The organism is Arthrobacter sp. LAR12-1-1.1 (assembly GCF_040676555.1).
In the GTDB taxonomy this organism is placed as follows: domain Bacteria; phylum Actinomycetota; class Actinomycetes; order Actinomycetales; family Micrococcaceae; genus Arthrobacter.
In genome coordinates this window covers 144,268-168,627 of the sequence record NZ_JBEGIG010000078.1, presented here as the reverse complement: position 1 = coordinate 168,627, position 24,360 = coordinate 144,268, and the positions used below count along the sequence as shown (strand labels likewise).

Annotated in this window: 23 protein-coding genes and 1 riboswitch; of the genes, 17 read left to right on the top strand and 6 right to left on the bottom strand. The window is 68.0% G+C overall.

Going from position 1 to position 24,360, the window contains the following annotated elements; translation table 11 throughout:
• Positions 1-75: 75 nt before the first annotated feature.
• From MRBLAR12_RS22880 to dcd, 4 genes are all read left to right on the top strand, one after another.
• The gene (locus tag MRBLAR12_RS22880) at positions 76-1,881 is read left to right on the top strand and encodes a thiamine pyrophosphate-binding protein (protein WP_229993104.1); all 1,806 of its coding nucleotides are present in this window, start codon (positions 76-78) and stop codon (positions 1,879-1,881) included.
• 142 nt (positions 1,882-2,023) lie between these two features.
• Complete coding sequence (locus MRBLAR12_RS22875) at positions 2,024-3,334, top strand: MFS transporter (protein WP_229993105.1); 1,311 nt, start codon at positions 2,024-2,026, stop codon at positions 3,332-3,334.
• Between the two features lie 193 nt (positions 3,335-3,527).
• Positions 3,528-3,974, top strand: a complete 447-nt coding sequence (locus MRBLAR12_RS22870; protein WP_229993106.1) for an SRPBCC family protein — start codon at positions 3,528-3,530, stop codon at positions 3,972-3,974.
• Between the two features lie 92 nt (positions 3,975-4,066).
• Positions 4,067-4,642: a dCTP deaminase gene (gene dcd / locus MRBLAR12_RS22865; protein ID WP_090579904.1), complete on the top strand. Its 576-nt coding sequence runs from the start codon at positions 4,067-4,069 to the stop codon at positions 4,640-4,642.
• Positions 4,643-4,705: 63 nt separating this feature from the next.
• Here the strand turns inward: dcd and MRBLAR12_RS22860 are convergent, their stop codons facing one another.
• From MRBLAR12_RS22860 to MRBLAR12_RS22850, 3 genes are read right to left on the bottom strand one after another with little or no spacing between them, the layout of a single operon-like run.
• Positions 4,706-5,902 carry a cation:proton antiporter gene (locus MRBLAR12_RS22860; RefSeq protein ID WP_229993107.1) on the bottom strand — a complete coding sequence of 399 codons (1,197 nt, stop codon included), beginning with the start codon at positions 5,900-5,902 and terminating at the stop codon, positions 4,706-4,708.
• 5 nt (positions 5,903-5,907) lie between these two features.
• The gene (locus MRBLAR12_RS22855; RefSeq protein WP_229993108.1) at positions 5,908-6,390 is read right to left on the bottom strand and encodes a cation:proton antiporter regulatory subunit; all 483 of its coding nucleotides are present in this window, start codon (positions 6,388-6,390) and stop codon (positions 5,908-5,910) included.
• Between the two features lie 38 nt (positions 6,391-6,428).
• A complete protein-coding gene (locus tag MRBLAR12_RS22850) occupies positions 6,429-7,829 on the bottom strand; it encodes an MFS transporter (RefSeq protein WP_364748690.1) in 1,401 nt (466 codons plus the stop codon).
• Positions 7,830-8,065: 236 nt separating this feature from the next.
• Between MRBLAR12_RS22850 and MRBLAR12_RS22845 the strand changes: the two genes are divergently transcribed.
• From MRBLAR12_RS22845 to mnhG, 6 genes are read left to right on the top strand one after another with little or no spacing between them, the layout of a single operon-like run.
• Positions 8,066-11,080 carry a Na+/H+ antiporter subunit A gene (locus MRBLAR12_RS22845; protein WP_229993110.1) on the top strand — a complete coding sequence of 1,005 codons (3,015 nt, stop codon included), beginning with the start codon at positions 8,066-8,068 and terminating at the stop codon, positions 11,078-11,080.
• Positions 11,077-11,679: a Na(+)/H(+) antiporter subunit C gene (locus MRBLAR12_RS22840; protein WP_364748687.1), complete on the top strand. Its 603-nt coding sequence runs from the start codon at positions 11,077-11,079 to the stop codon at positions 11,677-11,679. The genes MRBLAR12_RS22845 and MRBLAR12_RS22840 overlap by 4 nt, the downstream gene beginning before the upstream one ends.
• Positions 11,676-13,307 carry a Na+/H+ antiporter subunit D gene (locus MRBLAR12_RS22835; RefSeq protein ID WP_364748684.1) on the top strand — a complete coding sequence of 544 codons (1,632 nt, stop codon included), beginning with the start codon at positions 11,676-11,678 and terminating at the stop codon, positions 13,305-13,307. Before MRBLAR12_RS22840 ends, MRBLAR12_RS22835 begins: the two co-directional genes overlap by 4 nt.
• Entirely contained in the window at positions 13,304-13,849 is a 546-nt protein-coding gene (locus MRBLAR12_RS22830; RefSeq protein WP_229993113.1) for a Na+/H+ antiporter subunit E, read from the top strand. The genes MRBLAR12_RS22835 and MRBLAR12_RS22830 overlap by 4 nt, the downstream gene beginning before the upstream one ends.
• Positions 13,846-14,124 carry a monovalent cation/H+ antiporter complex subunit F gene (locus MRBLAR12_RS22825; RefSeq protein ID WP_090579929.1) on the top strand — a complete coding sequence of 93 codons (279 nt, stop codon included), beginning with the start codon at positions 13,846-13,848 and terminating at the stop codon, positions 14,122-14,124. The genes MRBLAR12_RS22830 and MRBLAR12_RS22825 overlap by 4 nt, the downstream gene beginning before the upstream one ends.
• The gene (gene mnhG / locus MRBLAR12_RS22820; protein WP_364748680.1) at positions 14,114-14,512 is read left to right on the top strand and encodes a monovalent cation/H(+) antiporter subunit G; all 399 of its coding nucleotides are present in this window, start codon (positions 14,114-14,116) and stop codon (positions 14,510-14,512) included. Before MRBLAR12_RS22825 ends, mnhG begins: the two co-directional genes overlap by 11 nt.
• Positions 14,513-14,588: 76 nt before the next feature.
• On the opposite strand, the gene MRBLAR12_RS22815 is transcribed toward mnhG, so the two are convergent.
• Positions 14,589-14,852: a DUF4235 domain-containing protein gene (locus tag MRBLAR12_RS22815; RefSeq protein WP_229993114.1), complete on the bottom strand. Its 264-nt coding sequence runs from the start codon at positions 14,850-14,852 to the stop codon at positions 14,589-14,591.
• A 41-nt stretch (positions 14,853-14,893) separates the two neighbouring features.
• Entirely contained in the window at positions 14,894-15,439 is a 546-nt protein-coding gene (locus MRBLAR12_RS22810; protein WP_364748677.1) for a heme-degrading domain-containing protein, read from the bottom strand.
• Between the two features lie 188 nt (positions 15,440-15,627).
• A riboswitch (TPP riboswitch) is annotated at positions 15,628-15,771 on the top strand.
• 66 nt (positions 15,772-15,837) lie between these two features.
• On the opposite strand from MRBLAR12_RS22810, the gene MRBLAR12_RS22805 reads away from it, so the two are divergent.
• From MRBLAR12_RS22805 to MRBLAR12_RS22775, 7 genes are all read left to right on the top strand, one after another.
• The gene (locus MRBLAR12_RS22805; RefSeq protein WP_364748674.1) at positions 15,838-16,485 is read left to right on the top strand and encodes an ECF transporter S component; all 648 of its coding nucleotides are present in this window, start codon (positions 15,838-15,840) and stop codon (positions 16,483-16,485) included.
• Positions 16,486-16,529: 44 nt separating this feature from the next.
• On the top strand, positions 16,530-18,131 hold the full coding sequence (locus tag MRBLAR12_RS22800; protein ID WP_364748671.1) for an ABC transporter ATP-binding protein: 1,602 nt from the start codon (positions 16,530-16,532) through the stop codon (positions 18,129-18,131).
• Complete coding sequence (locus MRBLAR12_RS22795; protein ID WP_364748669.1) at positions 18,128-18,931, top strand: energy-coupling factor transporter transmembrane component T family protein; 804 nt, start codon at positions 18,128-18,130, stop codon at positions 18,929-18,931. The genes MRBLAR12_RS22800 and MRBLAR12_RS22795 overlap by 4 nt, the downstream gene beginning before the upstream one ends.
• Before the next feature lie 137 nt (positions 18,932-19,068).
• A complete protein-coding gene (locus tag MRBLAR12_RS22790; RefSeq protein WP_229993119.1) occupies positions 19,069-20,592 on the top strand; it encodes a UDP-N-acetylglucosamine 1-carboxyvinyltransferase in 1,524 nt (507 codons plus the stop codon).
• A gap of 62 nt (positions 20,593-20,654) precedes the next feature.
• The gene (locus MRBLAR12_RS22785) at positions 20,655-21,842 is read left to right on the top strand and encodes a glutamate--cysteine ligase (RefSeq protein ID WP_364748667.1); all 1,188 of its coding nucleotides are present in this window, start codon (positions 20,655-20,657) and stop codon (positions 21,840-21,842) included.
• A 137-nt stretch (positions 21,843-21,979) separates the two neighbouring features.
• Positions 21,980-22,237: an SHOCT domain-containing protein gene (locus tag MRBLAR12_RS22780; RefSeq protein WP_229993121.1), complete on the top strand. Its 258-nt coding sequence runs from the start codon at positions 21,980-21,982 to the stop codon at positions 22,235-22,237.
• Positions 22,238-22,245: 8 nt separating this feature from the next.
• Positions 22,246-23,700 carry a multicopper oxidase family protein gene (locus tag MRBLAR12_RS22775; RefSeq protein WP_229993122.1) on the top strand — a complete coding sequence of 485 codons (1,455 nt, stop codon included), beginning with the start codon at positions 22,246-22,248 and terminating at the stop codon, positions 23,698-23,700.
• Positions 23,701-23,920: 220 nt separating this feature from the next.
• Here the strand turns inward: MRBLAR12_RS22775 and MRBLAR12_RS22770 are convergent, their stop codons facing one another.
• Positions 23,921-24,217 carry a hypothetical protein gene (locus MRBLAR12_RS22770; RefSeq protein ID WP_229993123.1) on the bottom strand — a complete coding sequence of 99 codons (297 nt, stop codon included), beginning with the start codon at positions 24,215-24,217 and terminating at the stop codon, positions 23,921-23,923.
• Positions 24,218-24,360 lie beyond the last annotated feature (143 nt).

Here is a 24,360-nt window from a genome sequence, read left to right as displayed (position 1 = left end):
AGAGCAGTCAGCAGCAGTGCGGCACTCAACCAGTGCAGTACTCAACCGGTGCATTACTCAATGGAAGGTAAGTCCATGGTAGTAGCTTCACACATTTCCCCCGGCACCTTTGAAGCCTCCCGCGAGCCCGTCGAAGCGGCACGGGACACGGCCCGGGACACAGACGGGGCTCCGGCGCAGCAGGCAGCCGGGACGGTCGCCCAGCTGGTGGGCCGGACCCTGGCGGAGCTCGGCGTCGGGCATGTCTTCGGCGTCGTCGGCAGCGGCAACTTCGAGGTGACCAACGCCCTGCGCCTGGCCGGGGTGCCCTTCACCGCCGCCCGGCACGAGGGCGGCGCCGCCACAATGGCCGACGCCTACGCCCGGATGTCCGGCCGGGTGGGCGTCGTGAGCACACACCAGGGCTGCGGGCTGAGCAACGCCGTCACCGGGATCGGGGAAGCCGCCAAGAGCCGCACGCCGCTGATCGTGCTGACGGCCGACACCCAGGGATCCGCTGTCCGCTCCAACTTCAAGATCGACCAGGACGCCCTCGCCCGCAGCGTCGGAGCCGTGAGCGAGCGGATCCATTCCCCGGCCACCGCCGTCGCGGACACCCTCCGGGCCTTCCGCACCGCCCGGAACGAACGCCGCACCGTGGTGCTCAACCTGCCCCTCGACGTCCAGTCCGCCCCGGCGCCGGCAAGCGCACGGGCGGCAGCGCACCCGGCCGCCGTCGCCGAAGCCCAGCCGGTCCGCCCCGCCGCCCCCAGCGTCCGGCGCCTGGCACACCTGATCAACGCCGCGGAGCGCCCGGTCTTTGTGGCAGGCCGCGGGGCAAGGAATGCGCGGGAGGAACTGCTCAGCCTTGCCGCCCACGCCGGTGCCCTCGTGGCCACGTCCGCGGTGGCGAACGGGTTGTTCCACAACGAGGAGTTCGCCCTCGGGATCTCGGGCGGATTCTCCTCACCACTGAGCGCCGAGCTGATCCAGGGCGCCGACCTGATCGTCGGCTGGGGCTGCGCCCTGAACATGTGGACCATGCGGCACGGCCACCTGATCTCGGACGGGACCGCCGTGGCCCAGGTCGACGTCGAGGACTCCGCGCTTGGTGCCAACCGGCCCATCGGCCTGGGCGTGGTGGGGGATGCCGCGCTGACAGCGGCGGATGTCCTCACGGAGCTGCGGACGCTCCAGCCGGCCCCGGCGCAGCGGTACCGCACCGCGCGGAACGCGGCGGCCATCGCAGAACGCTCGCGCTGGAACGACGTCGAAACGCCGGACCTCTCCGGCGGCGGACGGATCGATCCGCGGGAGCTGAGCCGCGAACTGGACGCCATCCTGCCGGCGGAGCGGATCGTCTCGATCGACTCCGGCAACTTCATGGGCTATCCCAGCACCTATCTGAAGGTCCCGGACGAGTTCGGGTTCTGCTTCACGCAGGCCTTCCAGTCGATCGGTCTCGGGCTCTCCACCGCGATCGGGGCTGCGCTGGCCCGGCCGGACCGGCTGCCCGTGCTCGGTGCCGGGGACGGCGGCTTCCTGATGGGCATCAGCGAACTGGAGACCGCCGTCCGGCTGGAGCTGCCGCTCGTCTGCATCATCTACAACGATGCAGGCTACGGGGCGGAAGTCCACCACTTTGGCGCGGGAGCTGCGGACGGTAACGGTCCCGCCGTCGGCCCCGCCGTCGATCTGAGTACCGTGACCTTCCCGGACACGGACATCGCCGCGATCGCCCGGGGCTTCGGCGCGGACGCAGTGACGGTCCGCAGCGTGGCGGATCTCGAGGAGGTCCGCGCCTGGGTGCGCGAGAGGCCCGCCCGCCCGCTGGTCATCGATGCCAAGATCTCGTCCGACGGCGGCGCCTGGTGGCTCGCCGAGGCGTTCAAGGGCCACTGACGCCGGCCGGATAATACCTGACGATCGTTACGTAAACGATATATACTGACTTGTTTACTGTCGGAATCAAAGCGTGACACAGTGGGCACAGCATGTGAGCCACCGCACAAATCCCCATGAAATCTCAACGAGAGGTAGATCCATGACGCAGTCAATGTCGACTGAGTTGCGCAACGAGGCCACGACCCGCTGGAAGGGCCACGCCGTCCTCATCCTGTGTTTCCTGGCCATCGTCTTTGATGGCTACGACCTGGTGGTCTACGGATCCACCGTCCCCACGATCCTGAAATTCCAGGAATGGGGCGTCACCCCCGCGCAGGCCGGCCTGATCGGCAGCCTCGCCCTGGTGGGCATGCTGGTCGGCACGCTCTCGGTCGGCATCCTGACAGACAAGCTGGGCCGCCGCCGCATCATGCTCGCCTGCATCGCGTGGTTCTCCATCTGCATGCTGCTCACGGCCTTCGCGCCGTCCGCCGAGGTGTTCGGCTTCCTGCGGTTCCTGACAGGCCTGGGCCTGGGGGGCATTGTGCCGACCTGCATTGCGCTGACGGTCGAATACGCCCGCAAGGAGCGCCGCCAGATCGCCAACGCGGTGATGTTCAGCGGGTACTCCGTGGGCGGCGTCGGCGCCTCGCTGCTTGCCATCAACCTCCTGCCGCACATCGACTTCCGCTGGATGTACGCCATCGGCGCCCTGCCTCTTCTCACCCTGCTCCCCGTCGCCTGGAAGGTCCTGCCCGAATCGGTGGCGTACCTGGCCCGCAAACAGCGCATCGAAGAAGCCAGGGCCACCGCGGACCGCTACGGCCTGGTCTACTCGGACATCGTCACCGCAGAGGACGTCAAGACCGGTGCCGAGGCGCCGAAGTCAGCCATGAAGACCCTGTTCACCCGCAAGTGGCTCCGCTCCACCGTCCTGTTTGCGCTCGCGAACTTCTGCGGGCTGCTGCTGGTCTACGGGCTGAACACCTGGCTTCCGCAGATCATGCGCCAGGCCGGCTTCCAGCTCGGGGATGCCCTGACGTTCCTGCTGGTCCTCAACGCCGGCGCGATAGTCGGCTCCATCAGCGCCTCCGTGCTGGCGGACAAGATCGGCATCCGCAAGGTGGTCACCGGCTCCTTCATCCTGGCCTTCGTGGCGATCCTCATGCTGAGCCTCCAGCTGCCGCTGGCGATGCTGCTCGTCATTGTCGCCTTCGCCGGCCTCGGCTCGGTGGGAACCCAGATCCTGGTGGGCGGCTACTGCGCCACCCACTACCCGCAGTCCCTGAGTGCCACCGCCCTGAGCTGGTCCCTGGGCATCGGACGCATCGGCGCCATCTGCGGGCCGCTGATCGGCGGGCTGATTGCCGGGATGGCCTTCGGCTGGCAGCTCAACTTCTACATGTTCGCAGCGTTCGCCGTGATCGGGGCCATTGTGGTGTTCTCGGTGCCGAAGCTAACCGAAAAGTAGTCCCTGTAGCAGCCCCTGCGAAGCAGTCACTGAGCGACACGCAGCCTGGATGCAGTCCGGGGGCGATAACTCTTCGATAAAGGCCCGTCCCGCAGCCGCGCGGGGCGGGCCTTGCTGTCTATCCTGAAATGGTTAGCTGCAGTTCGGGGGAAGCGGGCTACGCCCATTTGCCGTCCGCCGAGCAAGGATTTTCGTGGCATTCGCAGAGTACGACGTCATCATCCACCGTGACGCCCTGAGCGTGTACAACTTCCTCCTGGACCCGGTCCATCTGCCGCTGTGGCGGGAAGGGGTCAGGAGCGTGGAACTGCTCTCCGGCGCCGCCGGTGCCAAAGGTGCTGTGTACCGGCAGACGGTCGCAGGGCCCGGCGGACGTCCCGTGGCCGCGGACTTCGAAATCATCGCGGCCCGGACGGGCGCGGAGATCCAGTACCAGGTCCTCGTCGGCCCTGCCCGGCCGCACGGCGGCTACTACCTGAGCACGGAGGGTCCCAGTACCCGCGTCCGTTTCGCCCTGAACTACGAGCCCAAGGGATTCATGGTCCGGATGACCAGCCCGTTCCGCCGGCGGATGAAGGCCGAGGTGGGCCAGCTCGAACGGCTCAAGTCCCTCCTCGAAGATATGCCTGCCGCGGAATAGACGTCTGGGTGCAGACGCCCCGGGGATGTCACACTGGGCGGCTGCGTCCGTCCGTGCGGCCCGGCAGGGCGCCGTGCGGTATTTTTGAACCTGTGCTGATCTCTGACCGCGACATTCGAACCGAAATTGACTCCGAGCGGATTGTCCTCGAACCGTTCGACCCCGCCATGGTCCAGCCGTCCTCCGTGGACGTCAGGATCGACAAGTTCTTCCGGCTGTTCGATAACCACAAATACGCCCACATCGACCCGGCCGAAGAGCAGCCCGAGCTGACCCGCCTGGTGGAAGTGGAGTCCGGCGAGCCGTTTATCCTGCACCCGGGGGAGTTTGTCCTTGGCTCCACCTACGAGACCGTGACGCTGCCGGATGACATCGCGGCCCGCCTCGAGGGCAAGTCCTCCCTTGGCCGGCTCGGCCTGCTGACGCACTCGACGGCAGGCTTCATCGATCCCGGATTCTCCGGCCACGTCACGCTGGAACTGTCCAACATGGCCACGCTGCCCATCAAGCTGTGGCCGGGCATGAAGATCGGCCAGCTGTGCTTCTTCCGGCTGTCCTCCGCCGCGGAGCACCCCTACGGTTCGGGGGAATACGGCAACCGCTACCAGGGCCAGCGCGGTCCCACTGCCAGCCGCAGCCACCTGAATTTCCACCTCACCGACATCTAGCCCATTTCAGGCGCTGTAATCTGACGCCGACATCCAGCGCCGCGGCTCGTACCGGCGGCAGCCTCACGCCGGGCCGGAGGTCCTGAACGCGGGTCCCCTCACCGGACGGCGCAGGACCCGGACCAGCGGCTCCACGAAGCGGGCGGCCAGCGGCCCCACGATCGCCATGATCAGGACGTAGGCGGTGGCGAGGGCTGCCAGATCCGAGGGCACCACGCCGGAGGCGACAGCCAGGCCGGCGATGACAATCGAGAACTCGCCTCGCGCGATCAGGGCGGCCCCCGCACGGTAACGGCCGGGAACGCCGATTCCGGCCCGTTTGGCGGCCCAGAACCCGGTGATCATCTTGGTGGCTGCCGTCACCACGGCCAGCAACAGGGCCCAGCCAAGGACCGGCGGGATGGACCGGGGGTCTGTGTTGAGGCCAAAGACAACGAAGAAGATCGCCGCGAAGAGGTCACGGAGCGGTTCCAGGACACGGGTGGCGCTGTGGGCCGTGGCGCCGGAAATCGCGATACCGAGCATAAACGCTCCGACGGCCGCGGAAACCTGCATGGCGGCGGCGAGCCCCGCCACAAGAAGCGCCGCGCCCAGCAGGTTGAGCAGGAACACCTCGGAGTTCTCGCTGTGCACGGCCTTGGACACGTGGTGCCCGTGCCGCAGGGCCACCACCAGGACCAGGGTGACGACGGCCAGGGAGATGCCCACGGTCTGCAGGCCCATCAGCAAGCTGACGCCGGCCAGGGTGGCGGTCAGGACCGGCAGGTACACGGCCATGGCCAGGTCCTCGAAGACCAGGATGGACAGGACCACCGGGGTTTCCCGGTTGCCGATCCGGCCGAGATCGGTAATCACCTTGGCCGCGATCCCGGAGGAAGAAATGTAGGTGACGCCGCCCATCACCATCGCCCCCACGACGCCCCATCCCAGCATCACCGCGAGCCCTGCGCCGGGCAGGAAATTGAGCAGCAGATCGAGGATGCCGGCTTGCCAGGACCGCCGCAGCCCGGTGACGAGTTCGGTTGCCGTATATTCCAGTCCAAGCATAAGCAGGAGCAGGATCACGCCGATCTCGGCGGAAAGATGGGCGAACTCGTGCATGCCTTCGAGTTTGACGAGGCCGCCGGCCCCAAAGAACAGCCCGCCCACCAGATAGAGCGGGATGGGCGACATGCCGATCCGCCCGGCCAGTCTGGCCAGCAGGCCGAGACAGAAGACGACGGCCCCCAGCTCGATCAGGGTCAGGGCGAGCGGATCCATGCCGCTTATCCGTTGCGCAGGATGCCGGCCGCCGTGTCCAGGCCTTCTTGCGTTCCCACCGCAACGAGGAGGTCACCGGGGTGAAGGACGACGTCGGGTCCCGGGGAGGGCAGGACCTCGCCTTCGCGCATGATGGCCACGATCGAGACCCCGCTGCGGGTCCGGATGCACGCTTTGCCCATCGGCTGGTTCTGGAAGGGGGACTCGGCGCTGATCGAGAACTGGCGCGTGACGATGCCGGGAATTTCCCGGTGGGCTTCGGAGAGTTTCATTGCAAGGCGCTGGCCGCCCAGGAGGTTGCCCAGGGTGGCGGACTCGTCCGCGGTCAGCGGGACGGAGGCCTGGCAGGTGTCAGGATCGTCCCAGGTCGAGACGATGAGTTCTGTCTGGCCCTCCCGGTATTCGACCACGCCGATCCGGCGTCCGGAGGCAGTCATGAAGTCCTTGCGCCGGCCGAGGCCGGGGAGGTCCGTCTCATCCACGTTCATATGATCAGCCTAGTGCGCGAACCGGCTTTTCGGCCGCCTCACGCCTCGGGGACCACCGCGATTTCGGTCTGGTCGGGGGCCTTGACCGGCAGGAGCACGAGCAGGCCCGCGAGCAGCACCACCATGATGCCGAGGATGCCCCAGCGCTGGGCCTCGCCGGCTTCCACGAAGGGAGCGGCGACTGTGATGCACAGGGTGAAAAGGGCGGGGGCGAGGAAACTCACGGCCCGGCCCGTGGTGGCGTAGAGGCCGAAGAGCTCGCCGGATTCGCCGTGCGGGGCGAGCCGGGCGAGGTAGGCGCGGGAGGACGACTGGGCCGGTCCCACGAAGAGGCACAGCAGCAGGCCGAAAATCCAGAATGTGGTGGTCCCGGCCCAGGCCATGCCAAAGAACTCGTAGCTCCCGTTGCCGAGGACCAGGATTGCCGTGCCCGCCACCAGCAGGCCGGCGAGGGACGCGATGATCACGGACTTCGGCCCGATCTTGTCATCCAGGAAGCCGCCGAGGATGGCGCCGACGGCCGCCACGACGTTTCCGAAGATCGCGAAGAAGATGACGTCCTTGAGTTCGAAGCCAAAGGTGCCGGCCGCGATGATCCCGCCAAAGGTGAAAACCGCGGCCAGCCCGTCCCGGAAGATGGCGCTCGCGAGAAGGAAGTAGATGGTGTGCGGGCTGGTCCGGTAGATCGCCTTGATACGCCGGACCAGCAGGCCGTAGGAGGCGAGGAACCCAATGCCTGCGCCCCGCTCGGAGCGTGGCAGCTCCGGCACCGCAAACAGCACCGGCAGGGCAAAGATGAAGAACCACAGGGCCGAGAACACTGCCACCAGCCGGATGTTCAGGCTGTCCGCGGTGGAGGCGCCAAACCAGTCGAAGCTGGGCTGGACAAAGAGCTGGAGCACAATCAGCAGCGCCACGATGCCGCCGAGATACCCCATTCCCCAGCCGAAGCCACTGACCTTGCCGATGTTGTGCGGGGTGGAGATCTGGGTGAGCATGGCGTTGTAGTTGACCCCCGCAAATTCGAAGAAGACGTTGCCCAGTGCTATCAGCGTGACGCCGAGGATCAGGAAGTCGGGCCGGGGAAAGACGAAGAAGCACAGCCCGGTCAGGAGCGCGACGGCGGCCGTGTTGACTCCCAGCCACAGCTTCCGCCGGCCCCCGGTGTCCGAGCGCTGCCCGGTGACCGGGGCCAGGAGGGCGACGGCCACACCGGCGGCCGCCAGCGCGGCGCCCAGGACCGCCGAGGCCTGGTCCTCCCCGCCGAATGCCTTGGAGGTCAGGTAGACGGTGAAAACAAACGTTGTCATGACGGCGTTGAAGGCAGCCGAACCCCAGTCCCACGCGGCCCACGCGAGGACCCGGCCCCTGTGCGAGACAGGGCTTCCCGATTCCAGTTCCGAGGGGCGCATTGCCTCTGGGGCGGCGGCAGTATTCATAGCCTGAATGGTAACTGCCCAGGGTCTCCTCCGCGGGGCAGCGTGCAGGGTCTCCGGCGGGTTTTGCCCGGCATTGGTAAGCTCCGGCGCCGCTTTGGCTTCGAATTGTTCAGCGGCCGGTGTCCCTGCCAAAAGAATTTGTACACGCTTGGTAAACTGTCGGCACCGAACCTAACAAATGACCCGCCTGCTCCAACTTGCTGACAATCGACTTTTCTGACGTTGCGGAGATACCAGTGATCACAGTCCTTGCCGTGCACTTTGCGGTGGCTGCTGTGGCCCCGCTGCTGTTCCGAAAGTTTGGCAGGAATTCGTTCTTCGCCCTGGCCGCGGTCCCCGCGGCCTCCTTTATCTGGCTGCTCCTGCAGCATGAGGCAGTGTATTCAGTTCCAGACGGGGCGATCACGGAAGTGGTGCCCTGGATTCCCGGGCTGCAGCTCGATCTCGCGTTCCGGATGGACGCCCTGGCCTGGGTCATGTCCCTGCTGGTGCTGGGAGTGGGTGCGCTGGTGCTGGTCTATTGCGCCCGCTACTTCGAGAACAAGGACGAGTACCTCGGCGGTTTCGGGGCCCAGCTCCTGGCCTTCGCAGGTGCGATGTTCGGCCTCGTTACCGCCGATGACCTCCTGCTGATGTTCATCTTCTGGGAACTGACCACGGTGCTGTCCTACCTGCTGATCGGCTACGCCCGCACCCGGCTCTCCGCTCGGCGCTCGGCGCTGCAGGCGCTGGTGGTGACCACCGCCGGCGGGCTGGCCATGCTTGTGGGGCTCATCATCCTCGGTTCGACGGCCGGAACCTACCGGATCCAGGCCATCGTGGACGAGGCACCCGCCCTTGTCGCCGGCCCCGCGGGCGGGGCCGTGAGCGCCGCCGTCGTCCTCATCCTGATCGGTGCGATCACCAAATCCGCCCTGGTGCCGTTCCACTTCTGGCTCCCCGGCGCGATGGCCGCCCCCACACCCGTCAGCGCGTACCTGCACGCCGCGGCCATGGTGAAGGCCGGGATCTACCTGGTTGCCCGGATGGCCCCCGGATTCGCGGAAACCGCGCCCTGGCTGCCGATCGTCCTCGGCCTGGGCCTGGCCACCATGCTGGTGGGCGGCTACCGGGCCCTGCGGCAGACCGACATCAAGCTCATCCTCGCCTACGGCACCGTGAGCCAGCTGGGCTTCATGATCATGGTGGTGGGCCTGGGCACCCCCGAGGCGGCGCTCGCCGGGCTAGCCCTGCTCCTGGCGCACGGGCTGTTCAAGGCCACGCTCTTCCTGGTGGTGGGAATCATCGACCACCAGGCCGGGACCCGGGACATCCGCGAGCTCTCCGGCGTCTACGGCTCGGCCCGGGCACTGGCGATCGTCGCGGCGATCGGCGCGGCCTCGATGGCGGGCGTACCCCCGCTGGCCGGCTTCGTCGCCAAGGAATCGGTGTACGAGGCCTTCATCCAATACAGCTCGGAGTCCGGGACCGGGCCCTGGCTGCTGGGAGGTGTGGTCCTGGGCTCCGTCCTGACCTTCGCCTACAGCGCCCGGTTCATGTGGGGCGCCTTCGCTGTCAAGCCCGGCGTGGAGCCCACGTCCTTCAAACCGATCAAACCCGCCTTCCTGGCCGCGCCTGCGATCCTGAGCCTCCTCACGGTCCTTTACGGACTATGGCCCGCCCCCGTGGACGGCTGGATCCAGCCCTATGCGGAGCTGTTTGTGGACGGCTCCACGTCCTCGCCCGGGCACCTGGCGCTGTGGCACGGCATCACCCCGGCCCTGGGGCTGACCGCGGTGACGTTCGTCCTGGGCCTGGCCATGTTCTACGGCCGCAACGCCGTGGCCCGGCTGCAGGCACTGGTGCCGGGCTGGATCGACAGCGACCGCGCCTACCAGCACACGATCGGCGCCCTGGACGACGCCGCGGTCTGGATCACCGGCCGCACCCAGCGAGGCTCGCTGTTCTTCTACCTCTCCGTCATCCTGACCGTGGCGTTCGTCCTGCCGCTGACGGCGCTGTTGATGGCCAACAAGCCGCTGCCGGAGGGTCTGTATTTCATCGATCCCGGTGCGCCGCTGCAGTTGGTGGCCGGCGCCGGGATCGTGATCGGGGCGCTGGCCGCGGTGCGCGCCAACAAACGGTTCCTGGCCGTCCTGATGGTGTCCGTCACCGGCTACGGGATTGCCCTGATGTTCGCGCTGCAGGGGGCCCCGGACCTTGCCCTGACCCAGATGCTGGTCGAAACCATCATCCTGGTGGCGTTCGTGCTGGCCATGCGGAGCCTTCCGCCGGGGCTGCGGGACCGCACCGGCGGCAGATACCGGGTCATCCGCGTGGTGATCGGCCTGGCCTTCGGCGTCACCATGATCTTCGTGGCCATCTACGCCCTCGGCGCCCGGGTGGCAGCGCCGGTCTCCCTGCAGTTCCCGCAACTGGCCTATGAAGGCGGCGGCGGCCTCAACGTCGTCAACGTGACCCTGGTGGACATCCGGGCCTGGGACACCTTTGGCGAGATCTCCGTCCTTGCCCTGGCCGCCACCGGCGTGGCCAGCCTTATTTTCGTCCGGGGCCGCGGCGACCGCCTCCAGACGTCCGCGTCGGTCGAGGAAGGGACCGTGGGCCGGCGGACCGGAGCCAGGGGCAGCACCAGGGATGATGCCGCCCTGGCGATGAACCGGCGGTTTGCTGCCGCGACGCGCGACGCCTGGCTGGTGGCCGGCCGGACCCTGGCACCCGAACGCCGCTCGATCATCTTCGAGGTGGTCACCCGCCTCATCTTCCACTCGATCATCGTGTTCTCCCTCTATCTGCTCCTCGCCGGCCACAACCTGCCCGGTGGTGGCTTCGCCGGTGGCCTCACCGCCGGCCTCGCCCTGACCATCCGCTACCTGGCAGGCGGCCGCTTCGAACTCCGCGAAGCCACGCCCGTCGGCGCCGGCACCCTGCTGGGGATCGGCCTGGCCACGGCGGCGGCCGCCGGAATGACTCCGCTGCTGCTGGGCGGCCAGGTGTTCCAGAGCGCCATCGTGGAGCTGTGGCTACCGGTCTTCGGTGACATCAAGTTCGTCACCTCGACCATCTTCGACATCGGTGTGTACATCGTGGTGGTCGGACTGGTCCTGGACGTGCTGCGCAGCCTCGGTGCGGAAATCGACGAGCACTTCGAAGAGCCCGCCGAGCCCTCCGAAGACGAGGACAGCGGCGGAGTCCCCGCCGGGGCCCCCGTCGAGGCCGACGACGCCGAAACCACTTCCAGGGGGAGAACATGAGCGTCAACCTGACCCTGCTGACGGTCATGGGCGCCCTCTACGCCTGCGGCATCTACCTGATCCTCGAACGCAGCCTCACCCGGGTCCTGCTGGGCCTCATGCTGCTGGCCAACGCCACCAACCTGCTGATCCTCGCCACCGGCGGCTACGCCGGGCTGGCGCCGATCTTCGACAAGGACACCCCGGCGGGGGACTACAACGACCCCCTGCCGCAGGCCCTGATCCTGACTTCGATCGTGATCTCCTTCGCCGTCACGGCGTTTATGCTGGGCATCATCTACCGCACCTGGGTCCTGGCCCGCCAGGATGAAATCCAGGACGACGCCGAGGACCGCCGCGTCGCAGAAACGCCCAGCTTCGATGCCGAGGACGACTCCGTGATCCCGGCCGAGACGTCAGAGTTCCCGCTGGCCATGGTCGGCTCCGACGGCGCCGGAACCATAGACAAGGCCACAGCCTCCGCTCCCGCTCCCGGCACAGGGGGCGGCACGGCCGCGGTCATGTCCGGTGACCGCCCCGTGCGGGCCGACAAGGCCGCCTCTGAAGAGCAGCCCGGTTCCCTGAACGTTGACCCCAGCCCGGAAGGAGGCGAAGAGTGAACATCACCAGCTTTGCCCCGCTCGCCGTCGTACTCCCCATCCTGGGCGCCGCCCTGACGTTCCTGCTCATCCATCACACCCGGGCCCAGCGCGCGATCAGCATCGCCGTCCTGACCCTGACCCTGCTGCTGGAGTGCTGGCTGCTGGCCTCCGTCTGGGAAGGCGGGACGGCCGCGGTGGACATCGGCGGCTGGCTGCCGCCCTGGGGCATCGTGCTGGTGGTGGACCAGTTCTCCTCGCTCATGCTCGTGGTGTCCTCGACCGTGAGCCTTGCGGTGCTGATCTACGCAACGGGACAGGGCATGGCCGACGGCGACCGCGACGCGCCGGTCTCGATCTTCCACCCGACCTACCTGATCCTCGTGGCCGGGGTGTCGAACGCCTTCCTCTCCGGAGACCTCTTCAACCTCTACGTCGGCTTTGAGATTCTGCTGACGGCCAGCTACGTGCTCATCACCCTCGGCGGCACGGGCCCGCGCATCCGGGCCGGCGTGACCTACGTGGTGGTTTCCGTCGTGTCCTCGGTACTGTTCCTGATCGCGATCGCCATGGTCTACGGCGCCACCGGAACCATCAATATGGCGGATCTCGCCATCAAGCTCGGGGACCTCGACCAAGGCACCCGGACGCTGCTGCACGTCATGCTGCTGGTGGCCTTCGGCATCAAGGCCGCCGTCTTCCCGCTGTCCTTCTGGCTCCCCGACTCCTACCCCACTGCACCGGCCCCCGTCACCGCGGTGTTTGCCGGGCTGCTGACCAAGGTGGGCGTGTATGCGATGGTCCGCACGGAGACGCTGCTTTTCCCGGGGGATGCGCTCAACGCCCCGCTGATGGTCGCGGCGCTGCTGACCATGGTGGTGGGTATCCTCGGCGCCCTGGCCCAAAGCGACATCAAGAGGCTCTTGTCCTTCACGCTGGTCAGCCACATTGGCTACATGGTGTTCGGCCTGGCCATGTCCACGGTGGCCGGCCTGGGCGCCGCGGTGTTCTACGTGGCCCACCACATCACCATCCAGACCAGCCTGTTCCTGGTGACCGGACTGATTGAACGCCGCGGCGGCAGCTCATCCATGGACCGCGTGGCCGGGCTGGCCAAGCTCTCCCCGGTCTTGGGGGTCCTGTTCTTCATTCCCGCCATGAACCTGGCCGGAATCCCGCCGTTCTCGGGTTTCCTGGGCAAGCTGGGGCTGCTACAGGCAGGCGTCGAACTGGGCACACCGCTGGCCTACGCCCTGGTGATCGGCGGCGTGCTGACGAGCCTGCTGACCCTGCTGGCGATCGCGAGGGTCTGGAACCGGGCGTTCTGGCGCAAGCCCGGGGACGCTGAGCACCCCGATCCGGTGCTCCTGGCGGCACCGGCCGACTCCGCCACCGGGGACCGGGCCGGGAGGACGAACGTGACCCTGCTGCCCCGCACCATGGTGGGCTCCACCCTGGGCCTGGTGGTCTTTGGCGTGGCCCTGACAGTCTTCGCCGGGCCGCTGTTCAGGGTGGCCGACCAGTCCGCCGGGGAGATGCTGGACAGGTCCTCCTATATCCAGGCCGTGCTTGGCGAGGACGCGCCGGTGCCGCCGGTGCCTCCGGCGGCCCAGCCCGGGCAGGGCGAGTTGCAGGGTGGCGGCAAATGAACCGGAAAAGGATCTCGCTGCGCCAGGAACTGCCGCTGCTGGTGTGGCTCGTTTTTGTCTGGGGCGCGCTGTGGCAGAACTTCAGCCCGGGCAATCTCCTCTTCGGGGCCCTCATCGCCGTGCTTGTGGCGCGCATCTTCTATCTGCCCCCCGTGGAGCTCGGCGGCCGCTTCAACGTGCTCCGCGCCGTGCCCTTCGCCCTCATCTTCCTCGGAAAGGTCGTCGCGGCAAGCTTCCAGGTCCTGTACCTCGCCGTGGTCCGCGGCCCCAACGTGGTCAGCGCCATTGTCGCCGTGCCGCTCCGGAGCCATTCCGACCTCCTGGTCACTGCCACCGGGCATGTGATCTCGCTGATTCCGGGATCCCTCGTGGTGGAGGTGGACAGGTCAACGTCCACGCTCTACATCCACGGCATCAACGTCCGCAATGCCGAGGACGCGGCCAAGCTGCGCAAGGAGGTCCGGGACACCGAGGCCGGGCTGATCAGGATCATGGGGACCAAAGACGAACTGTCCGCCCTCACACAGGAGATCGCCGCATGATGCAGACCGTCCTGACGGTGACCGCCGTCGTACTTTCCCTGGCCGCCGCGGGGGCGATCGTCCGGATCGGGCGGGGCCCCTCGCTGCTGGACCGGGTTCTCGCCGCCGACGTGCTGCTGGCCATTTTTGGGGCGGCCCTGTGCATCGACATGGCCGTCAACCGGCACCTCAACAACCTGATGCTGCTCGTTGCGATTTCCCTCATCGGGTTCGTCGGCTCGGTCACTGTGGCCCGGTTCGTGGCTGAGAGAAGGGAGAGCGTCCGTGAATCCTGAAACAGTGATCGATGCCGTCTCCGCCGTGTTCATGGTGACCGGCGCGCTCATGTCACTCGGCGCCGCGATCGGTCTGTTGCGGTTCCCGGACCTCATGAGCAGGATGCACGCCGCCACCAAGCCGCAGGTCCTCGGCCTGTTCCTGCTGTTGGCGGCGCTTGGCCTGCAGATGCGCAGCTGGTGGGTGTGGCCCGTCCTGGTGGTGGCCTGGCTCTTCCAGCTGCTCACCGTCCCCGTGTCGGCCCACATGGTGGGCCGGGCCGGCTACCGGACCAAGCACCTGCATCCGGAACTGCTGAGCTCCGACGAGCTCGAAGCCATAGTTCAACAGGCAGCGGGCCAGCAGGCGGCCAAACACGGAGTGGACGACGACGAAGCCGGCCGCTGAGCCCGTTCGGTGACCGGCGCGGCAGCCCGGCACATCGACCGACGCTTCGACCGGCGCCGCCGCTAGTCGAGTCCGGTCAGACGATGTCCTGGGTCTTGGCGAAGCGGGTGATCGCGCGCTGGGTGCCGCGGTTGGCGAGCACCTGGATGATGGCGCTGACCGATGCGGAGATCAGGGCGAACGTCAGGGCCGAGCGCAGCGTGGTGGGGACGTCGTCGTCGTGGCCCTTGGGCGGCTTGTTGCCCGTGGACTTTTCCCAGATAGTGTCCACCAGCTTGGTGCCGGCAAAGCCGGCCAGGAGGCTGATGCCGGTGCCGAGCAGCTTGATGATGATGTTCATTCTTCGGTCTCCTTGGGACGGGAACTGGGTCTCTCCCTAGCCTAGCGTTCCGGTATGAGGACCATCCGCAGGGCCTCGACCACGAGTTCGTGGTCCGCCTTCTGGGGCAGGCCGGAGACGGTGACGACGGCGACAGCGCCCGTGCCGCGCACGTAAATGGGGAACGCCCCGCCGTGGGCGGCGAACTCCGTCTGGTCCCACCAGGCGTTGTCCTCGATCATTCCGCCGGCAGCGCGGGCCCGGAGGCCCACCAGCAGGGACGGGACCTCGTACCGCATGGCGGTCCGCTTCTTGGCGTTGATCCAGCGCTCATTGTCCGGCGTGGCACCGTCCAGCGCTGCGTGGAAGAGCACCTGCTCGCCCTTGGTGATGTCGACCGCGATGGGCAGCGAGCGTTGCCTGCCCAGCTCGACAAGGAGGAGCCCGAGGTCCAGGGCGTCGTCCTTGCTGAACGACGCGAACTGGAGCGCGTCCATCTCGGCCAGTACCCGGCCGATGAGCACCGCCAGGGATCCCTGCGGCTGCGGCTCCCTCGAGTCAGGGTCGTATTCCCCGGAGGGATCTTGTGTGGCTGGTGTCTGCGTCAAAATAATCCAGCTTTCCGGTGGGTGACGAGGCCGCCCGCTGGCGGGTCCGGGTGTCCGACACGTCGACTCTACCAAGCGGGGCGTTCCCGGCCGCGGAGACCGGCTTTGCCCCGTCCCGGATTGTGACGGCACGCCGCTGAAAACCCGGCCCTCCGGGTGTAAACTGAGCCAGCCCACAAGGGCGAAACAATTTACGACAGGGGAGCGCCGCCGTCGGGCATCACCGGAAAAATCCGGGGAAACCTTAGGTGGGCGCTGAGAGTGCGGACAGCCGCAGACCCTCGAACCTGATCCGGTTAGTACCGGCGCAAGGGAGTCGAGTTCTCAGGGTGCGCGGAGGGCGGCGGAAGCCGAAGCCGGCCGGAGCACCCTCCCCTCCTGTTCCTCAGGAGGACGACATGACAGATATTTCAGCACAGCATGGTTCCGCCGGCCCATCATCGGCCCGGCGCAACTACACCTGGCGTGTGGTGGACATTGTGGTGGCCGCGTTGATCGCCGTTGCCGGCGGCGTCATCTTCTGGGCCTGGTCCCAGGGCGCGAACCTCATTTCGGTCCCGGTCAACGCGCTCTACCCGCCGCTCAGCGGACTCTACGCCGGCGGCTGGATGATCCCGGCGGTGCTGGGCATGCTCATCATCCGCAAGCCGGGCGCAGCGCTCTTCTGCGAAACCGTCGCGGCCACGGGCGAGCTCATCATGGGCTCGCAGTACGGCACCACGGTGCTGATCTCCGGCATCCTGCAGGGCCTCGGCGCGGAACTGGTCTTCGCGGCCTTCCTCTATAAGAAGTTCAACCTGCCGGTGTCCCTGCTCGCCGGAGCCGGCGCGGGCCTGTTCTGCGGCCTCAACGATTCCTTCCTGCCGTGGGGCTGGAACATCGCCTACGCAGCCGGGGACAAGCTCGCCTACATCGCCTTCACCACAATCTCCGGCGCAGTGATTGCCGGCGGACTGTCCTGGCTCGCCACCCGCGGCCTGGCCAAGACCGGAGTGCTGGGCTCCTTTGCCTCCCGCAAGGCCGCCACGGAGCCTGTTTTCTCCTGATCGCTTCTCCAGAACCCTCTTATCCTGAACTCTGCAGAGCACCCATGAGATCTTCAACAGGCGTCCGGCCGGCCGCCGTCACGGCCCGCGGCTGGGGCTGGCGGCACGCTGGAAGGCCCCGGCCCGCCGTCAGCGGCCTTGACCTGGACATCCGGCCGGGGGAGCGCGTGCTCCTGCTGGGCCCCTCCGGCGCCGGCAAATCGACGCTGCTCCACGCCCTGGCCGGCGTGCTGGGCGACGGCGCGGCCGGCGCCTCGGGGCCGGCCGGCGACTCCGAAGACTCAGACGAGACCGGAAGCCTGCTGATCGACGGTGCCCCACCACGGGCGCAGCGCGGCCGCGCCGGGCTTGTGCAGCAGGACCCGGAAACCCAGGTGGTGCTTTCCCGCCTCGGCGACGACGTCGCCTTCGGGGCGGAGAACCTCGCCGTCCCGGCGGCGGAGATCTGGCCGCGCGTGCGCGAGGCACTCGACGACGTCGGGCTGGGCCGGCTGCCGCTGGACCACCCGACGTCGGCACTCTCCGGCGGACAAAAGCAACGGCTGGCGCTCGCCGGGATCCTTGCGATGCGGCCGGGGCTGCTGCTGCTCGACGAGCCGACCGCCAACCTCGATCCCGCCGGCGTCCTGGAGGTCCGCGACGCTGTGGGCCGCTGCCTGGACAAGACCGGCGCCACCCTGGTGGTCGTGGAGCACCGGGTGGGGGTCTGGAAAGACCTGGTGGACAGGATCGTGGTGCTGCAGCCCGGGTCCGCCACGGACTCCGCCGTGCTGATTGACGGACCGCCGGACCGGGTCCTGGCCGAGGCGCGGGACATGCTCATCGGTGCGGGCGTCTGGGTGCCGGGCTACGTCCCGGCGACGCGGTTGCGGCTGCCGGCATGGGACGCAGGTCAGCTCCTGCTCGCGGCCGACGGGCTCGCGGTGTCACGCGCGCGGCCGCGGCGGGCCGGGCTGCGCGACGGCTTCCGCACGATCGCGCCGCGTCCGGTCCAGTCCGGAGTTTCCGTCCAGGTCCACGCCGGCGAGGCCCTGACCATCACGGGACCGAACGGCGCGGGGAAGTCCACCCTGGCGCTGACGCTGGCCGGCCTCCTGCGGCCCGTTGCCGGAACGGTCTCGGCCGCGCCGAAGCTCAGCGGTGACGCCGGAACCGATCCGTACCGGTGGAAGGCCCAGCAGCTGATCGCCAGGATAGGCACAGTGTTCCAGGAACCCGAGCACCAGTTCGTCACCGGCAAGGTCCTGGACGAGCTCATGTTCGGCCCCCGCCACCTCGGCTACGGCGCAGACCGCGTGGACGAACTGCTGGAACGGCTGCGGCTCAGCGAACTCGTGGAGGCCAACCCCTACACGCTCTCCGGCGGCGAGAAGCGCCGCCTTTCGGTAGCCACCGTGCTGGCCGCGCACCCGCAGCTGCTCGTCCTGGACGAGCCCACCTTCGGCCAGGACGCCAATACCTGGGCCGAACTCGCCTCGTTCCTGTCCGAGCTGCTCGACGCCGGCACCGCCGTCGTCTCCGTGACGCATGACGCCGAATTCAGCGCCGTCCTCGGCGGCACCGAACTCCGACTCCGGCCGCGGGAAACTGCCGCCGCGGATGCTCCCGGCCCGGATCTTGAGCTGCCGGAGGGGGCCTCGCCATGAGGGACGCACTGAGCCTGCGCGGCAACCATGCGCTGCTGACCCGCGCCAACCCGCTCGCCAAGTTCACCGCGGTCACCCTGATCACGCTGGTCCTGGCGCTGTCCATTGACTGGGTCTCGGCGTCGGTGGCGCTGGCCTTCGAACTGCTGCTCCTGCCGCTGGCCGGCCTGACCCTGGCCTTGCTGTGGCAGCGCGGCTGGCCGCTGATCCTCGCGGCGGCGCTGGGTGGCTGGAGCACCGCCATCCTGGCGCCCGACGCCGGATCCGTCCTGCTCGACGCCGGGATCTGGTCCATCAGCGCCGGTTCCCTGCAACTGGGGATCGGCTTCATGCTCCGCGGGCTAGCGATCGCACTGCCTGCGGTGCTGCTGATGAGCTGCACGGACCCCACAGACCTTGCCGACGCCCTGGCCCAGAACGCAAAACTGCCGCACCGGTTCGTCCTGGGCACCTTGGCCGCCATGCGGCTGGTCGGGATCATGGCCGAGCAATGGCAGACGATCGGCATGGCCCGGCGGGCCCGCGGCGTGGGATCGAGCGGCAACCCCTACCAGCGGTTCCGCGCCGCCCTGGGCCAGAGCTTCGGCCTGCTGGTGCAGGCGATCCGGAGCGCTTCACGGCTCGCGGTGACCATGGAGGCCCGCGGGTTTGGCGGCGCGGCGCGGACCTGGGCCAGGCCGTCCACGTACAGCGGACTCGACGTCTGGGTACTGCTGGGCGGACTGGGCATCGCGGCAGCCGCCGTCGCAGCGGCCCTCGGCGCGGGCACCTGGAACCTCGTTTTCCTCGCGCGCCAGTAGCGCGCCGCCAACTGTTTCCGGCTCCGCGGCGCGCCGCAAGCCGCCGGTTATCGCATGATGCGGGTATCCCTGTGAGATTAACGGCACTCCGGCGGGAATGCCGGGGGTTAATAAATCATCCGTGATATTTTCGGGACATGACTCAACCGACTGCTGAACACGTAGGCCTCCTGCTCCGCGAAGCCCGCGGCGCGAAGGGCTGGACCCAGGGACAACTCGCCGCCGAGCTCGGCACCAGCCAGAGCGCCATCGCCCGGATGGAACAGGGCAAGCAGAACCTGAGCCTGAAGATGATCCAGCGCCTGGAGGCGATCGTCGGACACAGCATCGTCAAGGTGGGCCGGCCCCAGATGACCCACCTCCGTGTCGAGGGCGGCCGCACGCTCGCCGGCGCGGTGGACGTCAACAGCAGCAAGAACGCCGGCGTCGCGCTGTTGTGCGCCAGCCTCATCAACCGCGGCACCACCACGCTGCGCCGGCTGGCCCGGATTGAGGAAGTCAACCGGATCGTGGAGGTGCTGACCAGCATCGGTGTCGAGTGCACCTGGCTCAACGCGAACGACCTCCAGATCCGCCGCCCCGCGGTCCTGGACCTGGCATCCATGGATGTGGAGGCGGCCCGCCGGACCCGCAGCGTCATCATGCTCCTGGGCCCGCTGCTGGACGAGGCCGACACCTACCGGCTGCCCTACGCCGGCGGCTGCGACCTCGGCACCCGCACCGTGCAGCCGCACATGCAGGCACTGCGCCAGTTCGGCCTGAGCGTGGAGGCGAAATCCGGGTTCTACGCGGTGCAGGCGCCGCCGTCGGACGGTCATGACCGCTCCTTCGTGCTGAGCGAACGCGGCGACACCGTCACCGAGAACGCCATCATGGCCGCAGCCCACCGCCGCGGCACCACCGTCATCCGCAACGCCAGCCCCAACTACATGGTGCAGGATCTCTGCTTCTACCTGCAGATGCTCGGCGTGGAAATCGCGGGGGTTGGCACCACCACGCTGGAGATCACCGGCCGCCCGTCGATCGACGCCGACATCGAATACTTCCCGTCCGAGGACCCGATCGAGGCGATGAGCCTCATCACCGCCGGCATCGTGACGAACTCGGAAGTCACCATCCGCCGCGTCCCGATCGAGTTCATGGAAATTGAACTCGCCACGCTCGAACAGATGGGCCAGCGACTCGAGGTTTCCGGGGAATACTTTGCCCGCAACGGCCGCACCCGCCTGGTGGACGTCACCACCAAGCCCTCGGAGCTGCGGGCGCCGGAGGACAAGATCCACCCCATGCCCTTCCCCGGCCTGAACATCGACAACCTGCCGTTCTTCGCGGTGATCGCCGCCAACGCCCACGGCCAGACCATGATCCATGACTGGGTCTACGAGAACCGGGCCATCTACCTGACCGAGCTCAACAAACTGGGCGCCCAGGTGCAGCTGCTCGATCCCCACCGGATATACGTCAACGGGCCCACCAAGTGGCGTGCCGCCGAGGTTGGCTGCCCGCCGGCCCTCCGCCCCGCCGCCTGCCTGCTGCTGGCCATGCTGGCGGCCCGCGGCGTCTCGGAGCTGCGGAACATCTATGTCATTGAGCGCGGCTACGAGGACCTGGCCGAACGGCTCAACACCATCGGCGCGAAGATCGAGTACTTCCAAGACTGATCCCAGACTGATCCCGTGTTGGTGTAGGGGCGTTTCTGCGGATCGTGACGCACAATAGATTCATGCGCACATTCGGCGTGGAGGAAGAACTGCTGATAGTGGACCCCGAATCGGGGATGCTGCTTGCCCTCGCCGACCTGATGCTGCCCAGCCTGGTTCCGCCAAAGAGGCAGGACGCCGCCCAAGTTCTCCCAGGGCAGCAACCGGTCCACGAGGGCGCCGACTTTAGCTACGAGCTCAAGCTCGAACAGATTGAGACCCAGACGCGGCCCTGCCTGGACTACGCAGACCTTCTCCGCCAGCTCAGGCAGAGCCGGGCCCGGGCGGACCAGGCCGCCCGCGCGCATGGCGGCCGCGTCGCAGCCTTGGCCACCTCGCCCCAAGGCGCCGCCACGCACCTCACACCGAATCAGCGGTACATGACCATGCAGGAACGCTTCGGGCTCACGGTGCGGAACCAGCTGACCTGCGGCCTCCACGTCCACACCTTTGTGGAGTCCCCGGAGGAGGGCGTGGCCGTGATGGACCGGATCCGCGACAAGCTTGCAGTGCTGCTCGCCCTCAGCGCGAATTCCCCGTACTGGAACGGCGCGGAGACGGGATTCGAAAGCTACCGCACGCAGGCGTGGAACCGCTGGCCGGGGTCGGGCCCCACCATGATCTTCGGCAGCCTGCCCGTCTACCGGCGGCTGGTCACCCGGCTGGTGGAAAGCGGCGTCCTCATGGACGAGGGGATGGTCTATTTCGATGCACGGCTGGCCCGGTTGCATCCCACCGTGGAAGTCCGGGTCGCCGACGTCTGTCTGCGGGCCGAGGACGCGGCGCTGATCGCCGTGCTGGTGCGCGCCCTCGTGGAGTCCGCGGCGCGGGAATGGAACGACGGCGTCGACCCCGCCCCGGTGCCCACGCTGCTGCTGCGGATGGCCGCGTGGCAGGCCAGCAATTGCGGACTCCGCGGACAGCTCCTGGACTTCGGAACATTCACCCCTGCCCCGGCCGCGGATGTGGTCTGGGCCCTCGTGGACTTTGTGGCCCCCGTGCTGGAGGAGCAGGGCGAGCTGGATCTGGTGCGCGAAGGCGTCGACAGGATCCTGACGGAGGGCACCGGCTCGCAGCTGCAGCGGGGCCCTCACCGGGAAGGCGGGCTGGCCGCCGTCGTCGAACGGGCCGTCGAGGTGACGACCCAAGGGGCTGCCACCGGGGAACCGCTCGGCGGGAACGTGCCCCTGGACCGGCTGCACCGGGGCTGAACCGGATGGCCGCACGGCCTTCCACGGTCTCGACGGCGACGGGGTTCCCCGGCGAGGAGGCCTTCGGACTCTACCGGTGGTCCAGGGCTGGCCAAAGAATCTGAATATCAATGGTCTGAGGCGAAAGGGCGCCGGTCTTGATGTGGGGCTATGGCATGAATATGGGCTGGATGTGGCTGTGGGGCAGCCTCCTGCTCGTTGGAATAGCGCTGCTGGTATTGGTCGCGGTGCGCATGTTTGCCGGAGGCGGGAGTCAGGGCGGGATGCAGGGACCGCCGGGGCCCTACCCGGGCAGGAGCCGGGCCCGGCAGATCCTCGATGAACGCTTTGCCCGGGGTGAGCTGACCGCGGAGCAATACCGTGAGCAGCTAAAGGTTCTCGCCGAGGACCAGTAGTGCGCCCAATGAGCCGCCGGGATGCGCTCCTGCTGGGAGGCCTCGGCACGGCAGGCATCGTCGCCGGCGGGGCCGGGCTCTGGTGGACGGTGAGCTCCCGGTTCTCCCCCGTAGCGGGCGCTGAGTTCACTGAGCCGGAGGCGCTGCGCAGCAGCAGCGGACGGCTGCAGGTCCGGCTCGAGGCTTCCCCGGGTTCGGTGCGGCTCGGCGGCCAACAGGCATCGGCGCTGGGCTACAACGGAGGAGTACCCGGCCCAACCCTGCGCTTGCGGGGTGGAGACGTGCTGGCCGTCGAGCTGGTCAACAGCATGGCCGTCCCGACCAACCTGCATGTCCACGGACTCCACGTCTCTCCCCAGGGCAACGGAGACAACGTGTTTGTTGTGGTTCAGCCGGGCCACTCGTTCAGCTACGAGTACCGCCTCCCCGCGGACCACCCGCCCGGCGTGTACTGGTACCACCCCCACCATCACGGCATGGTGGCGGATCAGATATTCGCTGGCCTGTTTGGCGCGATCATCGTCGAGGACCCTGACCCCGTGGCCACCAGCCGGGAACGTGTCATGGTCATTTCCGACATCACCCTGGACGGGTCCGGGACCGTCGCCGACGCCTCGCCGATGGACAGAATGACCGGCCGGGAAGGTGACCTCGTCCTGGTCAACGGACAAAGCAACCCGAAACTCTCCGCCCGGCCAGGCGAGCGTGAGCGGTGGCTCATCGTGAATACCTGCGTGGCCCGCTACCTGCGGCTGCGCCTGGATGGGCAGCAGATGCAGCTTCGCGGCATGGACTCCGGCCGCTACCCCGCGCCCGGGACTGTGGACGAGTTGCTGCTGGCGCCGGGCAACCGTGCGGATGTCCTGGTCACAGCGGCCGCGGGCGACGCCACTCTCAGGGCTGCCTACTACAACCGTGGCGGCATGGCCGGCATGATGGGACCGGCAGGGCCAGCGCCAAACGGCGGCCAGGGCACAGCGGACATCGTGCTGGCGACGCTGTCGGTGTCCGGCGCCCCGGCCCCGGCTCCACCGGCGGTGCCAACTCAGCCTGCGCCGGCGGACCTGAGGAACGCGGTCGTTGCCGCGCACAGGCAGCTGACCTTCGCCGCCGGCGGCATGGGTATGGGGATGGGCATGATGAGCTTCACCATCAACGGCCGCGAATTCAACGCAAGCCGGACCGACACCACCGCGGCCGCGCAGACAGTGGAAGAGTGGACCCTGATAAATCCCAGCCCGATGGACCATCCTTTTCATCTGCATGTCTGGCCGATGCAGATCATCGAGGCACGAGGCACCACCCCGGACGCACCCCTCTGGCGGGACGTCGTCAACGTGCCCGCCAATGGACAGGTGAAAGTCAGGATCAATTTCAAGGATTTCGCCGGCCGCTCCGTGTACCACTGCCACATCCTGGACCACGAGGACCAAGGAATGATGGGAGTGATCGAGGTCCGCTAGGCACGGCAGCACGTGTCCCGGCAACGGCCCGGCCAACACCCGGCATGTAGCCTTAGCCTGTCCGACATCCGATCACTGCTGTCCGGAGGGAGAATGCCATGGCCGCAGCGTTCATGCACCATGCCGCAGCCGCGCTTCGCCGCGGATTCCTGCTCGTGGGCTTGCTTGCCGTCATGGCCGGATTCCTAGGGATGCACATCATGACCGGTATGCATGGCGCTCATGCCATGACGGCGGTGACTTCCTCCACGGACCCCGCAGGGTTGTCCTCCCAGACGGCACACAGTTTCGCATCCGATCCCGCGGCCCATTCCCCGCGGGCCGGGGCAACTGCCCATGACGCGATGGCTCCGCCGCCTGCGACCAGTCCGGGTCCCGGGCTGACAGGTAGCGGCAGGGCCGCCCTGCCATCGGCGTCGTGTGTGTGCCAGTCGAGCTGCACCGATCCTGCGTCGATGCACCCGGCCTGCGTGCCGTCGGCGGCCGCGGGCTCCCTGGCCGCTCCCCCTCCCGGCATGGCTCCGGCGTCGCTCCACAACCCGGACGCGCGCGCCGGCGGCGCGATCCTGACCTACTCGTATCTGCCCGCAAGTCCTTCGCCGGGCGATCTGTCCATCAGCCGGACGTAAGACGGGGCCTTGCCGTGTGGTGCCCGGCGCC

Excerpts from the sequence above, each read along its gene's own strand:
- MRBLAR12_RS22850 (WP_364748690.1), bottom strand. The coding sequence starts at position 7,829 with ATGAATACTGCCGCCGCCCCAGAGGCAATGCGCCCCTCGGAACTGGAA.
- MRBLAR12_RS22855 (WP_229993108.1), bottom strand. The coding sequence starts at position 6,390 with ATGAACGTGGATGAGACGGACCTCCCCGGCCTCGGCCGGCGCAAGGAC.
- MRBLAR12_RS22880 (WP_229993104.1), top strand. The coding sequence starts at position 76 with ATGGTAGTAGCTTCACACATTTCCCCCGGCACCTTTGAAGCCTCCCGC.
- MRBLAR12_RS22790 (WP_229993119.1), top strand. The coding sequence starts at position 19,069 with ATGACTCAACCGACTGCTGAACACGTAGGCCTCCTGCTCCGCGAAGCC.
- MRBLAR12_RS22825 (WP_090579929.1), top strand. The coding sequence starts at position 13,846 with ATGATGCAGACCGTCCTGACGGTGACCGCCGTCGTACTTTCCCTGGCC.
- MRBLAR12_RS22830 (WP_229993113.1), top strand. The coding sequence starts at position 13,304 with ATGAACCGGAAAAGGATCTCGCTGCGCCAGGAACTGCCGCTGCTGGTG.
- MRBLAR12_RS22770 (WP_229993123.1), bottom strand. The coding sequence starts at position 24,217 with ATGCCGGGAGGGGGAGCGGCCAGGGAGCCCGCGGCCGCCGACGGCACG.
- MRBLAR12_RS22805 (WP_364748674.1), top strand. The coding sequence starts at position 15,838 with ATGACAGATATTTCAGCACAGCATGGTTCCGCCGGCCCATCATCGGCC.
- MRBLAR12_RS22860 (WP_229993107.1), bottom strand. The coding sequence starts at position 5,902 with ATGGATCCGCTCGCCCTGACCCTGATCGAGCTGGGGGCCGTCGTCTTC.
- MRBLAR12_RS22815 (WP_229993114.1), bottom strand. The coding sequence starts at position 14,852 with ATGAACATCATCATCAAGCTGCTCGGCACCGGCATCAGCCTCCTGGCC.
- MRBLAR12_RS22875 (WP_229993105.1), top strand. The coding sequence starts at position 2,024 with ATGACGCAGTCAATGTCGACTGAGTTGCGCAACGAGGCCACGACCCGC.
- MRBLAR12_RS22775 (WP_229993122.1), top strand. The coding sequence starts at position 22,246 with ATGAGCCGCCGGGATGCGCTCCTGCTGGGAGGCCTCGGCACGGCAGGC.
- MRBLAR12_RS22800 (WP_364748671.1), top strand. The coding sequence starts at position 16,530 with ATGAGATCTTCAACAGGCGTCCGGCCGGCCGCCGTCACGGCCCGCGGC.
- MRBLAR12_RS22785 (WP_364748667.1), top strand. The coding sequence starts at position 20,655 with ATGCGCACATTCGGCGTGGAGGAAGAACTGCTGATAGTGGACCCCGAA.
- MRBLAR12_RS22840 (WP_364748687.1), top strand. The coding sequence starts at position 11,077 with ATGAGCGTCAACCTGACCCTGCTGACGGTCATGGGCGCCCTCTACGCC.
- MRBLAR12_RS22795 (WP_364748669.1), top strand. The coding sequence starts at position 18,128 with ATGAGGGACGCACTGAGCCTGCGCGGCAACCATGCGCTGCTGACCCGC.